8 protein-coding genes are annotated in these 14504 nt (G+C 71.8%); 5 read left to right on the top strand and 3 right to left on the bottom strand.

Annotated features, from left to right (window positions below; all coding sequences use genetic code 11):
• Window positions 1-42: 42 nt before the first annotated feature.
• Genes J2S41_RS23620 through J2S41_RS23610 form a run of 3 tightly spaced genes read left to right on the top strand, consistent with a single transcriptional unit; the run spans window position 43 to window position 2043 of the window.
• Window positions 43-726 (top strand): hypothetical protein, encoded by a 684-nt coding sequence (locus J2S41_RS23620; protein ID WP_310370575.1) that lies wholly within the window; start codon window positions 43-45, stop codon window positions 724-726.
• Window positions 723-1583, top strand: a complete 861-nt coding sequence (locus J2S41_RS23615; protein WP_310370574.1) for a hypothetical protein — start codon at window positions 723-725, stop codon at window positions 1581-1583. Before J2S41_RS23620 ends, J2S41_RS23615 begins: the two co-directional genes overlap by 4 nt.
• 4 nt (window positions 1584-1587) lie before the next feature.
• Window positions 1588-2043 (top strand): hypothetical protein, encoded by a 456-nt coding sequence (locus J2S41_RS23610; RefSeq protein ID WP_310370573.1) that lies wholly within the window; start codon window positions 1588-1590, stop codon window positions 2041-2043.
• A gap of 223 nt (window positions 2044-2266) precedes the next feature.
• Here the strand turns inward: J2S41_RS23610 and J2S41_RS23605 are convergent, their stop codons facing one another.
• Both J2S41_RS23605 and J2S41_RS23600 read right to left on the bottom strand, forming a co-directional pair.
• Window positions 2267-5041, bottom strand: a complete 2775-nt coding sequence (locus J2S41_RS23605) for an aconitate hydratase (RefSeq protein ID WP_310370572.1) — start codon at window positions 5039-5041, stop codon at window positions 2267-2269.
• Window positions 5042-5286: 245 nt separating this feature from the next.
• A complete protein-coding gene (locus tag J2S41_RS23600) occupies window positions 5287-5676 on the bottom strand; it encodes a DUF6841 family protein (protein ID WP_310370570.1) in 390 nt (129 codons plus the stop codon).
• A 187-nt stretch (window positions 5677-5863) separates the two neighbouring features.
• Between J2S41_RS23600 and pulA the strand changes: the two genes are divergently transcribed.
• Both pulA and J2S41_RS23590 read left to right on the top strand, forming a co-directional pair.
• Window positions 5864-11362, top strand: coding sequence for a pullulanase-type alpha-1,6-glucosidase (gene pulA / locus J2S41_RS23595; RefSeq protein ID WP_310370569.1), 5499 nt, complete (start codon window positions 5864-5866; stop codon window positions 11360-11362).
• A 120-nt stretch (window positions 11363-11482) separates the two neighbouring features.
• On the top strand, window positions 11483-12052 hold the full coding sequence (locus tag J2S41_RS23590; protein WP_310370567.1) for a Uma2 family endonuclease: 570 nt from the start codon (window positions 11483-11485) through the stop codon (window positions 12050-12052).
• Between the two features lie 10 nt (window positions 12053-12062).
• Here the strand turns inward: J2S41_RS23590 and J2S41_RS23585 are convergent, their stop codons facing one another.
• Window positions 12063-14093, bottom strand: coding sequence for an ATP-binding protein (locus J2S41_RS23585; RefSeq protein ID WP_310370566.1), 2031 nt, complete (start codon window positions 14091-14093; stop codon window positions 12063-12065).
• Window positions 14094-14504: the final 411 nt, after the last annotated feature.

Below are 14504 nucleotides of genomic sequence, written 5' to 3'. Positions count from 1 at the left end.
GGCCGGTACAGTCGACGCCGTTCCCGGGACGGCGGAGGCACTGTGGCGAGGAATCCCGGCGGTGGCGGCACCCCACGTGGGCCGAACGACCCACCGGACGGCGGCGACGGCCCCACACGCGGCGGCCGGGGCGGCGGCAGCAGATCCGTCGACGCCGCCCAGGCCGAGACGCACGCGGAGGCGGTCGCCGGCCGCCCCGGGCGGTCCGGAACGCCGGCCGCGGATGGCGGCACCACACCGGACGCCGGTCGCGGCACCACACCGGACGCGTCGAGCGGGCCACCGTGGCCGGTGGCGGACGGGGTGCGCGGACTGCCGGGTGGCGTCGACGCGCTACTGCCGCCGCACGACCGGCACTCGATCAGCGGCGCGAAGAGCGGCGAGATCAAGGGCGACAACACGGTGTACCTGCGTGGGTACGAGGGCGCGGGCCGGGAGGACGTCCAGGGCATCGCGGACGGCCGGGCGACGTGGGACGAGAAGACCGGGCTGTACACGATCAACGGGCGCACGTACCGCATCGAGGACACCGGCCGCGCCTTCCCCGTCGAGGGCGTCGGCATGGAGAAGCTGGACCGCAACGAATACGCGGCCCTTCAGCAGTGGGTGCGGGCGGAGGGCGACCTGTCGAGGGCGCCGCAGCTCTCGCACGCCCCGCGGTTCGTGAACAACCCCGAGCTGGTAGACAAGGCCAAGCAGATCTATGACGGGACCTGGAAGCCGTGACCTACAACGTGCTGATCGTCGGGGAGCCGGATCACGCCGGGCTCGCCGCCGCGCTGGCCGACCTGACCGGGTTGCCGCCGGCGGCCGTGGACATCGCCGACGAGGACGCCGAGGAGCGTGACTGGGCCGCTCCGGTCCTGGTGACGACCGCGGCGCGGACCGGCGACGTGCGCGAGGCACTCGACATCTACCTGGCGGAGTCCGTCACCGCACCGTCCGAACGTGAGGCGGCTGCCTGGCTCGCCCGCGCACTGCGGACTCCCGTGATCTACCCGGCCGAGGAGGATCTGCCGAGCGCCTTCTGGGTGGCCACGCCGACCGGTAACCGGATCCGGGCGCGGCTCGACGGCGAGGATGGCGGCGAGCCGCCGGTCGTCCGAGTCGGCGCGGTGGAGTATCCGGTGGCCGAGCTTCCCGGCGCGTCGGTCCGGCCGCTGCCGGACGTGATCCGCACGCACGTCATGCCCTCCCCGGTCGCGGACCGGGTCGGGGAGCAGCTCGGCGACGAACGGCTGTGGCACGCCGTCAACCGGCTGGCCGCGTGGGAGGCGCTGGTCGCCCGGCTCGAGCTCGGCTGGCCACCGGACGGCTGGTACCCGGCCGACTTCTACCGGGGTGACCTGGAGACCCGCGATCGCCTCGCGGTCTCCGTGGCCGAGGCGCCGCCGGACGCCCGCGCCGTGCTGTCCGCCGCGCTGTCCGGCATCGACGACGCCTTCCGCCGCCTCACCCACGACGACGGCGGCGCCGCGCTCGCCGCCGCCCTTCCCGGCGACGCGGCCGACGCCCCGCCGGACCACTGGTGGTGGCGTCACGTCCCCCGCCCGCTCCCCTGGGACCGGCAGCCCGGCCGCTGATCGCGTGTTCACCGTGATGATCGCCGGCGAGCCGGAGCCGCAGCGGATCGCTGCGGCGCTGGGCGCACTGCTCGGTGTGCCGCCCGAGGCGGTTGACGTGGCGCCTGAGGGCGCCGCCGAGCGCGACTGGGACGCCGCGGTGCTCGCCACCCACGCGTCGCTCGCCGGCGACGTGAGCTGGAGCCTGGAGATCGACTTCGGGTTGTCGGTATCCCCGGAGCCGACCGAGCCCGAGACGGCGGTATTCCTCGCGAGGCATCTCCGGGAGGTCGTCGTCCACCCCTGGCGAGAGGTGCTTCCCGGTGCCTATTGGCTGGCCGGGCCGGACGGTGAGCACACTCGGGCGATGATCGACGAGGTCGAGGACTTCACCGATCCGCCGGTGTACCGGATCGAGGCGGTGGAACAACCGGTGCGCGCATTGCCCGGGGTGCCGGTGAGGACGATGACCGGCCGCTGATCAGAAGCAGCCGGCAGCGGTTCCGGCGACCAGCGCCGGAATCGGTGCCGCGGGAGTGACGTCGTCGCCCGGCGCCGGACCGCGGTGACAGCCCATCGAGGGGCGGCCGGAACCACGATGGGCTCGGCGCCCGCGAGAGCGGGAACATGAATGTCGGCTCTTGGAACGCGTCGGGCGGCCGCCCTGGGAAAGGACGGCCGCCCGACGGCGGTGTAGTGGTGGGTCAGCTGGCGATCATCTTGCGGAGGACGTACTGCAGGATGCCGCCGTGGCGGTAGTAGTCCGCCTCGCCGGGGGTGTCGATGCGGACGACCGCGTCGAACTCGATGCCGGTGTCGGTGGTGACCTTGACCGTGCGGGGGGTGGTGCCGTCGTTCAGCGCGGTGACGCCCGTGATGGTGAACGTCTCGGTGCCGGTGAGCTTGAGCGACTCCGCGTTCTCGCCCTGCGGGAACTGCAGCGGGAGCACGCCCATGCCGATCAGGTTCGAGCGGTGGATGCGCTCGTAGGACTCGGCGATGACGGCGCGGACGCCGAGGAGCATGGTGCCCTTGGCGGCCCAGTCGCGGGACGAGCCGGAACCGTACTCCTTGCCGGCCAGGATGACCAGCGGCACGTTCTCCGCGGCGTAGGCCACGGAGGCGTCGTAGATCGTGGTCTGCTCGCCGGTCAGGTGGTTGACCGTGAAGCCGCCCTCGACGCCCGGCACCAGCTGGTTGCGGAGCCGGATGTTGGCGAACGTGCCACGGATCATGACCTCGTGGTTGCCGCGGCGGGAGCCGTACGAGTTGAACTCGTGCCGGGCCACGCCGTGCTCCGCCAGGTACCGACCGGCCGGGGAGTCCGGCTTGATCGAGCTGGCCGGGGAGATGTGGTCGGTGGTGACCGAGTCGCCCAGCTTGGCCAGCACCCGCGCGCCGGAGATGTCGTTCACCGGCGTGGGCTCCGCGGACATGCCCTCGAAGTACGGGGGCTTGCGCACGTAGGTGGAGTCCTCGGACCACTCGAACGTCTTGCCGGTCGGCGTGGGCAGCGACTGCCACTGCTCGTCGCCCGCGAAGACGTCGGAGTACGCGGCGGAGAAGCCCTCCGCGCCGATCGCCTGCGCGATGGTCTCGTCGATCTCCTGCGCGGACGGCCAGATGTCGTCGAGGTAGACCGGCTTGCCGTCCGAGCCGGTGCCGAGCGGCTCGGTGGTGATGTCGATGTCCATCGAGCCGGCCAGCGCGTACGCGACGACCAGCGGCGGGGACGCCAGGTAGTTCATCTTGACGTCCGGGTTGATCCGGCCCTCGAAGTTGCGGTTGCCGGAGAGCACGCTGACCGCGGTCAGGTCGGCCTCGTTGACCGCGGCGGAGATCGCCTCGGGCAGCGGGCCGGAGTTGCCGATGCAGGTGGTGCAGCCGTAGCCGACCAGGTGGAAGCCGACCTTCTCCAGGTACGGCGTGAGCCCGGCCCGCTCGTAGTAGTCCATGACCACCTTGGAGCCCGGCGCCAGCGTGGTCTTGACCCACGGCTTGCGGGTCAGGCCGCGCTCGACCGCCTTCTTGGCCAGCAGCGCCGCACCGATCATGACCTGCGGGTTCGACGTGTTGGTGCAGGACGTGATGGCGGCGATGACCACGGCGCCGTGGTCCAGCTCGAACTCGGTGCCGTCCTCGCCGACCACCCGGGTCGGCTTGGACGGGCGGCCGTCGGAGCCGTTGGCGGCGCTGAACACGTGCGGCTTGTCGGCCTCGTCGTCGACGTGGTTGGCCGGCGGGTCGCTGGCCGGGAAGGACTCGGCGGAGGCCTCGTCCGCGTGGCCGTCGACGCCCTGCACGTAGTTGCCGAGCGCGTCGCGGAACATGGCCTTCGCCGCGTTCAGCGGGACGCGGTCCTGCGGGCGCTTCGGGCCGGCCAGCGACGGCACGATGGTGGAGAGGTCCAGCTCCAGCTTTTCGCTGTAGTCCGGCTCCGCGTCCGGGTCCAGCCAGAGGCCCTGCTCCTTGGCGTACGCCTCGACCAGCGCGACCTGCTGCTCGGTGCGGCCGGTCAGCTTGAGGTAGTCGATGGTCTGCTCGTCGATCGGGAAGATCGCGACGGTGGAGCCGTACTCCGGCGACATGTTGCCGATGGTGGCGCGGTTCGCCAGCGGCACCGCGGAGACGCCCGGGCCGTAGAACTCGACGAACTTGCTGACCACGCCGTGCTTGCGGAGCATCTCGGTGATGGTCAGCACCAGGTCGGTGGCGGTGGTACCGGCCGGGGCCTCGCCGGAGAGCTTGAAGCCGACCACGCGCGGGATGAGCATGGAGACCGGCTGGCCGAGCATGGCGGCCTCGGCCTCGATGCCGCCGACGCCCCAGCCCAGCACGCCCAGGCCGTTGACCATGGTGGTGTGCGAGTCGGTGCCGACGACCGTGTCCGGGTACGCCTGGCCGTTGCGCTCCATGATCGTACGCGCGAGGTACTCGATGTTGACCTGGTGCACGATGCCGGTGCCCGGCGGGACGACCTTGAACTCGTTGAACGCGGTCTGGCCCCAGCGGAGGAACTGGTAGCGCTCGCGGTTGCGCTGGTACTCCAGCTCCACGTTGCGCTGGAACGCGTCCTCGCGGCCGAACAGGTCGGCGATCACCGAGTGGTCGATGACCAGCTCGGCCGGCGCGAGCGGGTTGACCTTGGTCGGGTCGCCGCCCAGGTCCTTGACCGCCTCGCGCATGGTGGCCAGGTCGACGACGCAGGGCACGCCGGTGAAGTCCTGCATCAGCACGCGGGCCGGCGTGAACTGGATCTCCACGCTCGGGTCCGCGTTCTGGTCCCACCCGCCCAGCGCGCGGATGTGGTCGGCGGTGATGTTCGCGCCGTCCTCCGTGCGGAGCAGGTTCTCCAGCAGGATCTTCAGGCTGTACGGCAGGCGGTCGTGACCTTCCACCTTGTTGATCTTGAAAATCTCGTAGCTCGCGTCACCGACGCGCAGCTCGCTCTTCGCACCGAAGGTGTCGAGGCTCGCCACGTCGTACTCCTTCCCGCTGTCCCTGCGGTCCCTCGGCCCCCGGGGCCACTCGCCGCTCGGCGTGCTGGCTCCCGGAAAACGGGCTGACCGTGAGTAGTCCTCAAACAGTCTTTCGTACGTGTTACCCGTTCGTGTCGGTTAGGTCGGGCTAACCATCCGCTCCGGTGCTCCGAAGCCCAGCCCAAAAACCGTACGTCCGTCTTGCTAGAAGCATACAGGGAACCGGCGACCCGTGGCGGGCGGCCTCAGCCGGTGCAGATGACCGTGCAGATCTCCGGGCCGTGCGCGGTCGCCCGGAGCAGATAGCGAAAACTCTGCCCCGGTACGGCGGCGCCGTGGCTGTCCAGGAACTCCCAGTCCACCGCCACCATCGCCAGCCCCTCCGCGAGGCGCTGCACGTCGCGGATCTGCGCGTGCGCGGCGACCAGCTCGCGTTCCAGGTACTCCGGCGCCGCGCCGAGGAAGCTCAGCGCGACCGCGGTCGGCGAGGCGAACGTGAAGCTGTACGAGCCGGAGACCACCATGCCCGGCAGGGCGTAGCACCCGGCGATCCCGGTGAGGTCACCGGCGGTCAGCGCGGCGCCATAGCGGTCGAAGAAGTCACTCAACGTGTCCAGATCAGTCGTGGCGCTCACATCTCCAGAGTTTCCTGCCAGCATGGTCACCAAACGGCCCGACACACCGATCACGCAGGGCGCCGGGATCGACGGCCGCCGGGCTTGCGCAAGGCCGGCCGCAAGCTTGCGAATCAATTGCAAACTCTTGCATGGCTTTGCAGCAAGGGTTAACGTGCGGCCACACCGATCCCGAGGAAGGCCGTCGATGGATTCCGTGGCTCTCCCGTACCGTCTGATGATCGTCAAGAAGCTGGTCGCGGCCGTGGCCGTGACGGTGGCGCTGCCGCTCGGCGCGGTGGTGGCCTCGCCCGGACCGGCCGCGCAACCCTTGCGGACCGAGACCGGCGGCGTGGCCTGGAGCGCCGAGCCGTCCGACGGTGCGCTGGCCGTGCAGGGCGCCGCCGCCCGGGACCGGGAGCGGGAGGCGGAGCAGTTCTACTTCGTGCTGCCGGACCGATTCGCGAACGGCGACCCGCGCAACGATCGCGGCGGGCTGCCCGGCGACCGGCTGAGCACCGGGCACGACCCGGCGGACAAGGGTTTCTACCACGGCGGCGACGTGCGCGGCGTGATCGAGAAGCTGGACTACATCCAGGGGCTGGGCACCACCGCGATCTGGCTGGCGCCGGTCTTCAAGAACCAGCCGGTGCAGGGCTCGGGCGCGGACGTGAGCGCGGGCTACCACGGCTACTGGATCACCGACTTCACCCGGCTGGACCCGCACTTCGGGTCGAACGAGGACCTGAGGAGGCTGGTCGACGCCGCGCACCGGCGGGGCATCAAGATCTACCTCGACATCATCACCAACCACACGGCGGACGTGATCGCGTACGCGGAGAACCAGTACGGCTACGTCCCCAAGACGGCGTCGCCGTACGTCGACGCGGCCGGGAACGCGTTCGAGGACCGCAACCACGCGGACGGCACGCGGCCGTTCCCGCGCGTCACCAAGGACGCCGGGCCGTACACGCCGGTGTTCCGGAAGCCGTCGGACGCGACCGTGAAGGTGCCGCGCTGGCTGAACGATCCGGCGATGTACCACAACCGGGGCGATTCGACGTTCACCGGCGAGAACAGCGAGTACGGCGACTTCTTCGGCCTGGACGACCTGTGGACCGAGCGGCCCGAGGTGGTCGACGGCATGACCGACATCTACGCGGACTGGATTCGCGAGCTGGGCGTCGACGGCTACCGGATGGACACGGTCAAGCACGTCAACATGGACTTCTGGCCGCGGTTCAGCCAGGGGATCGCGCGGGCCGGCGGCGACGACTTCTTCATGTTCGGCGAGGTCTACAGCGCCGATCCGGAGATCACCTCCGGGTACGTACGGCGCGGCGGGCTCCCGGCCACGCTCGACTTCCCGTTCCAGGCCGCGGCGCAGGGCTTCGTGACCGGCACCGGCACCGCGCGCGGGCTGGCCGACGTGTACGCCGCGGACGACCTCTACACCTCGCGGGACACGGACGCGGGCCGCCTGCCCACCTTCCTCGGCAACCACGACATGGGCCGGATCGGGTCGTTCATCGCGGCCTCCGGCGGCTCCGACCAGGAGCGGCTCAGGAAGGCGCAGCTCGCGCACGAGCTGATGTTCCTCACCCGCGGCCAGCCGGTGATCTACTCCGGGGACGAGCAGGGCTTCACCGGCCCGGGCGGCGACAAGGACGCGCGGCAGGACATGTTCGCCAGCCGCACCGCCGACTACCTGGACGACGACCTGATCGGCACCGCGCGCACGCACGCGACCGACAACTACGACACCCGGCACCCGATCTACCGCACCATCGCGGCGCTGGGCGCGCTGCGCGAGCGCTACCCGGCGCTGGCCGACGGCACCCAGACCACCCGGCACGCGGCCGGCGGGCCGGGCGTGTTCGCGGCGTCCCGGCTGCTGGCCGACGAGCGGGTGGAGCACCTGATCGCGGTCAACAACGCGGCCACCGCGCAGACCGTCACCATCGACACGTTCTCGCCGTCCACCCGCTTCTCGCCGATCTACGGCGGCGGCGCGGCCGTCACCTCCGGTGCGGACCGGCGGGTCACCGTCACGGTGCCGGCCATGTCCGCGATCGCGCTGCGGGCCGCCGCCCGCGTGCCGGCGCCGCCGGACCGGCCGGGACTGCGGCTGAGCGCCACCGACGACGGCGTGGAGGCGACCGTGCTCGGCGGCGACCCGGCCGCGACCGTCACCGTGGCGGCGCGGCGGCCGGGCGGTCGGTGGGAACTGCTCGGGACCGCGACGCGCGCGCCGTACCGGGTCCGCCACGACCCGCAGGGCTTGCCCGCCGGCGCCTCGATCGATTACAAGGCAGTGGTGCGAGACAGCAAGGGGCGCACCGCCTCCGCCACCGCGACCGCCACCGTCGAGACTCCACCACAGGCCGCGAGCCGGGACTGGCTCGTCGTCCACTACCAGCGCCCGGCCGGCGACTACGACGGCTGGAACCTCTACCCCTGGGGTGACATCGACCCGGCGTGGGCCACCACCTGGCCGGCCGGGCAGCCGTTCGCGGGCGAGGACTCGTACGGCCGGTTCGCCTGGGTGAAGCTGAAGCCGGGCGCGCGGAGCGTCGGGTTCCTGGTCGTCGACCCGTCCGGGACCAAGGACCCGGCCGTGGACCGCACCGTGGACGTGACCGCGACCGGCGAGGTGTGGGTCCGCCAGGGCGACCCCACGCTCTATCCCACCCGGCAGGCCGCGACCGGGGAGCCGGACCCGGTGCCGGACCAGGGCACCGCGATCATCCACTATCGGCGGCCGGCCGGCGACTACGACGGCTGGGGGCTGCACGTCTGGGACGGCGCGGCCACGCCGACCACCTGGGACGCGCCCCTGATGCCGGTGCGGCAGGACGCGTACGGCGCGGTCTTCGAGGTGCCGCTGGCGCCCGGCGCGGCCGGACTGAACTACATCGTGCATCGGGGTGACGTGAAGGACCTGCCGGAGGATCAGCGGCTCGAGTTCGCCTCCGCCGGGCGGGAGGTGTGGCTCCAGGCCGGCGTCGCCGGGCGGCTGCTCCCGGCCGGCACCAGCACGCTCAGCCCGGACGTCGACCTCGGCACGGCCGAGGCGCAGTGGCTGGACCGGTCCACGGTCGCCTGGGCGCGGCTGGCCACGCCCACGTCCGGCGAGGGCCGCCCGGCCGACGGCAAGGCGTACGCGCTGGCCTGGTCGCCGTCCGGCGGGATCGGTGTGGCGAACGGCGAGCTGACCGGGGACCACTCGGTCGTGCCGCTGACCGCGCGGCGCAACGGGCTCACCGACGCGCAGCGGCAGCGGTTCCCGCACCTGTGGGCGTACGGCGCGCTGGAGGTGCCGGCGAGCGCGCGGGTCACGGACATCCTGCGCGGGCAGGTGGTGGTCACCGAGCGGGACCACACCGGGCGGCTGCTGGCGGCCACGGCCGTGCAGCTGCCGGGCGTGCTCGACGACGTCTACCCGGACGCGGTGCGGGCCCGGCTCGGGCCGGTGTTCGCGCCGGACGGCACGCCGTCGGTGTCGGTCTGGGCGCCGACCGCGCGTACCGTGCGGCTCCAGCTCTTCGACACGCCGTCCGCCGCGCCGTCCATCGTGGACATGCGCCGGGACGACCGGACCGGCGTGTGGTCGGCCGGGCTCGACCGGTCGGCCGCCGGCAGGTTCTACCGGTTCGAGGTGACCGCGTGGCAGCCGGCCGCGCGCGAGGTGGTCACCGCGTCGGTCACCGACCCCTACTCGGTCGCGCTGGCCGCGGACTCCACGCACAGCCAGCTCGTCGACCTGGACGATCCGGCGCTGGCGCCGCCCGGCTGGGACGCGCTCGCCGCGGCGAAACCGGCCGCGGTGCCCGCGTCGAGGATCCAGATCCAGGAGCTGTCGGTACGGGACTTCAGCATCGCGGACGGCACCGTGCCCGAGGCCGAACGCGGCACCTATCTCGCGTTCGCCTCGCGGGCGTCCGCCGGCGCGACGCACCTGCGCGAACTGGCCGCGGCCGGCGTCACCCACGTACACCTGCTGCCGTCCTTCGATTTCGCCACCACCCCGGAGCGGCGCGCCGACCAGGCGCGGCCCGCCTGCGACCTGGCGTCGCTGCCCCCGGACTCGGACCGGCAGCAGGCCTGCGTGGCCGAGGTCGCGGACACCGACGGCTACAACTGGGGGTACGACCCGCTGCACTACACGGTGCCGGAGGGCGGCTACGCCGTGAACCCGGACGGCGCGGCGCGGACGGCCGAGTTCCGCTCCATGGTGTCCGCGCTCAACCGGGACGGGCTGCGCGTGGTGCTGGACGTGGTCTACAACCACACGGCCGCGCACGGCGTGCACCCGCACTCGGTGCTCGACCAGATCGTGCCCGGCTACTACCACCGGCTGCTCGCGGACGGCACCGTGGCGAACTCGACGTGCTGCTCCAACACCGCGCCGGAGCACGCGATGATGGGCAAGCTGGTGGTCGACTCCATGGTCACCTGGGCCCGGCAGTACAAGGTGGACGGATTCCGCTTCGACCTGATGGGGCACCACCCCAAGGCCAACATCATGGCGGTACGGTCCGCGCTCGACGCGCTCACGGTGGAGCGCGACGGCGTCGACGGCAAGGGCATCTACCTGTACGGCGAGGGCTGGAACTTCGGCGAGGTGGCCGGCGACGCGCGGTTCGTGCAGGCGACCCAGGCGAACATGGCCGGCACCGGCGTGGGCACGTTCAACGACCGGCTGCGGGACGCGGTCCGCGGCGGCGGGCCGTTCGACGCGAACCCGCGCGTGCAGGGCTTCGCGTCCGGGCTGTTCACCGACCCCAACGGCGACCCGGTGAACGGCTCGGCGGCCGACCAGCGGGCCGCGCTGCTGCTGCGCCAGGACCAGATCAAGGTTGGTCTGTCCGGAAATCTCGCGTCATATCGGTTCGTGGCGTCGTCGACCGGGGTGTCGCAGGCGGGCGCGGAGATTCCGTACAACGGTTCGCCGACCGGCTACACGGCCGCACCGGGCGAGGCGATCACCTATGTGGACGCGCACGACAACGAGATCCTGTACGACGCGCTCGCGTTCAAGCTGCCGCGGTCCACGCCGGCCGTGGACCGGGCGCGGATGCAGACGCTCGGCCTGGCCACGGTGGTGCTCGGCCAGGGCGTCGGCTTCGTGACGGCCGGGTCGGAGCGGCTGCGGTCGAAGTCGCTGGACCGGAACTCGTTCAACTCCGGCGACTGGTTCAACGAGATCTCCTGGGACTGCGCCGCGGGCAACGGCTTCGGCCGGGGTCTGCCACCCGCTCCCGACAACGCGGACAAATGGGATTACGCGCGCCCGCTGCTGGCCGATCCGGCGCTGGTGCCGGGCTGCGACGCGATCAACCTGGCGGACGCGCGCTACCGGGAACTGCTGGAGATCCGGCGGTCGTCGCCGCTGTTCTCGCTCGGCACCGCGGCCGCGGTCCAGGAGCACCTGTCGTTCCCGCTCTCCGGCCCGGCCGAGACCCCCGGCGTGATCACCATGCTGCTGTCCGGCCCGGACCCGCGGTGGCGCTCGATCACCGTGGTCTTCAACGCCACTCCCACGACCGCGACCCAGACCGTCCCGTCCCTGACGGGCGCCGCGGTCTCGCTCCACCCCGTCCTCCGCACCTCCGCCGACGAGACCCTCCGCACCGCATCGTTCGACGCCACCACCGGCACCTTCACCGTCCCACCCCGCACGGTCGCGGTCTTCGTCCAGTCCTGAGCAGGTGAGCGGGTCCCCGGACCCGCTCACCCATCCGAGCGTGACCGATCGTGCGGATGGGACGGCGATCATGTGACACTGTGTGGCAGCATCCTGTGCCGTTAGGAGGTGAGTCCGCCGATGAGTGTGTCCGCGTTCGATCCCCATCCGTTCCCCTGGACCGAGGACGAGTACTTCGCACTAGGCGAGACTGACAACCGCATCGAGTTGATCGACGGGATGCTGCTGGTGAGTCCGGCACCGAGGAACGCGCACCAGATCATTTCGATGATGTTGGTCAGGGCCGTCTTTCCCGCTGTCATGGAGGCGGGCCTGATCCCGATGGAGGCGACGAACGTTCGTCTCGCCACCGACCGGATCGTGATTCCAGATGTCGTGGTGGCCGACGCCTCGTTCGAGGCCACAGTCACCGAGGCGGCTGACGTGGTGCTCGTTTGCGAGATCACGTCACCGAGCAACGCCATCAGCGACCGGGTCACGAAGATGCAGCTCTACGCGGCTGCGCGCATCGAGTGGTACCTGCTCGTCGAGCCGGACGCGGCCGATCCGGCCCAGATCACCATGTGGCTGTTCCGGCGGCACGGTGACCACTACGTCGAATACGCCACGGCCAAGCCGGGCGGGACGCTCACCTCGGCCGAACCGTTCCCGATGGAGATTCCCACCGACTCACTGGTGCTCAAGCGCTAGGTGAGGGGTTTCAGGCGGTTGTCGGGGCGGCGCGGAGCAGGGGGAGTTCGGCGGTGACCTGGGTGCCGCGGCTGAGCTCCGAGGTGATCTTGATGCGGCCCGAGTGCGCCTCGATGATCTCCTTGACCAGGCTGAGGCCCAGACCGGGGCCCTCGACGGCGGCGCGGACCGCGTTCGAGGCGCGGTAGAACTCGCCGAAGACGCGGTCGACCTCCTCGGAGGGGATGCCGATGCCGGTGTCGCTGACCGTGATCACGGAGGTGCCGGCGTCGCCGACCTTGCGGGGCGGGATGGTGCAGCGGAGCGTGGCGGTGCCGGGCTTCGAGGTGAACTTGGCGGCGTTGTCCAGCAGGTTGCGCAGCGCGTGGGCGAACAGTTCCGCGTCGCCGCCGACCTCGGCCTCGGCGGCACGGCAGTCGACCGTGAACGTGACCTCCTGCGCCTCGAACCGCGGGCGGAACTCGTCCGCCACCGCGGTCACCACGTCCGCGATCGGGATCGGGCGGCCCTTCGCCCTGGCCATCCGCGGGCGGATCGAGGAGAGCGTGACCATGTCGTCGACCAGCGCGCGCAGCCGGTGCGCGTTGCGGTCGATCACGCCGATCATCTTGCGGGCGGGCGCGGGCATCTCGGCGGGTGACTCGTCGATCAGCTCCAGGTAGCCCTGAATGCTGCTCAGCGGGTTGCGGATCTCCCGGGTGACGTCGGCGAGGAAACGTTCCTTGTGCTCGTCCAGGGCCTTGACCTCGGCCAGCAGCCGGCTCTGCTCCGCATAGATCGAGGCGTGGTGCAGCGCGCGCTCGATGTCCTCGCGGACCAGCGCCAGCAGGCCCAGCTCACCTTCCGGGACCTCGTACTCGCGCGGGAACGCCATGGTGACCGTGCCGGACGCGCCGTCCTCGCCGCCGACCTCCATCAGAATCCGGCCCTGCCGGACGTGGATGCCGGGCGGTGCGTCCGGGTCCTGCTCCGACATGGCCGCGTCGATCCGGCCCGGCGCCTGGGTGAGCAGGCTCGGCGGCAGCGGCACCAGGCCGGGCGCGTGCCACTGCTTGAGGCGCAGCCCGCCGGCCAGGCCGGAGAGCTGCACGTACACCCGGTCCGCGCCGATCACCGGGCCGAGCTTGTCGACCAGTTCCTGAAGCACGGTGTCGATGTCCAGGTGCGCGCGGACCGCCACGCCGATCGTCCGGGCCACCTCGCGCATGTGGCCCTCGTGCTCCTGGCGTACGCGCAGCCGCTGGTTCTCGACCGCGAGCGCGTTCACCCCGGTCGCCGCGTTCTGCACCTCGGCCGGCCCGAACACCGGCGCGCGCTCGTGGAAGTCCCCCCGGTTCAGCCGGCGCAGCGTGATGGTCAGCGCGCGCAGCGGCCGGATGATGTCGCCGACCGCGCGGTACGCCAGGTACAGCGTGACCGCCACGGTGACCAGCGTGATCAGCGCGGAGACCGCGTTCACCAGCCGGATCAGGTCCTTCGCCGCGGCCATCGACGCGGCCGCGTTCACGTCGATCCGCGCCCGGGCCTCCGCGTTCGCGGCCGGGATCGGCGCGAACGCGGACGCCGCCTCCGCCGGGTCGATGTCCCGCCCGTTCGCGACCGGCTCCGCGTACGTCTGCCACCACCGGGTGCCGAGCGTCTCCTGCCGGTCCAGCAGCGTGCCGAGATCCGGATCCGAGTCGCGCAGCGGGCGCAGCTCGTCCACGGCCGCGAGGAACCCCGCCGTACCGGCCGAGTACGCGTCCAGGAACGCCGTGTCGCCGGTCAGCTGGTACGCCCGGATCCCCGACTGCACGTCGCTCAGCGACTGCAGCACCGACGCGTTCGCCACGCCGGCCGGATACCAGCGGTTCGCCACCTCGGTCATCTGCCGGGTCGCGTACTCCATCACCACCGCGCGCGCCACCGCGGTCAGCGCCAGCAGCACCACCAGCACCGTGAAGTAGAACGTCAGCTGCCGCCCCGCCGACCGCCCGTCACGCGGCGCCGCATCCCGCCTCCGGATGCCCGTGTGCCTGTCCTTCGCCTCACGCGCTGCCATCGCCGCCGCCCGGGTCCGATCTCCGCTGAACTGGGTCTTCGGCGTCCCATCGGCCGGTGCGGGGTGTTTATGAGGGTTTGGGGCTTCCCTCTCCGCCCCTTGATATTCCCACATCCGCCCTGCCCAAGGGCCGTTTGCCCCCGCCTCTCTCCGCGCTTCCGATCCGGCCTCCCCGCGGACACCGGACAACCGCGACCCCGATATTCCCGCTTCCGGCGTGGTCGCGCCCCGCACGCTCCCGCGGGCCAACCTCGCGCCGGCTCCGCCTTCGCTCCGCCGCCGCATCGGAGCCGGTTCCGCAACCGCTCACCACAACCCGCCACTCCCGGCCAGCCCGGCCACCGGCCGCGCCTCCGCACGCGGCGGTGGTGGTGGTCGCGTGGCCTTCGCCGTGCCGGTCCAGACGGCAGC

The sequence above is a fragment of the Catenuloplanes atrovinosus genome (assembly GCF_031458235.1).
In the GTDB taxonomy this organism is placed as follows: Bacteria; Actinomycetota; Actinomycetes; order Mycobacteriales; family Micromonosporaceae; genus Catenuloplanes; species Catenuloplanes atrovinosus.
Note: the sequence above shows the minus strand (reverse complement) of the source record. Positions and strands in the feature narration are given on the sequence as shown.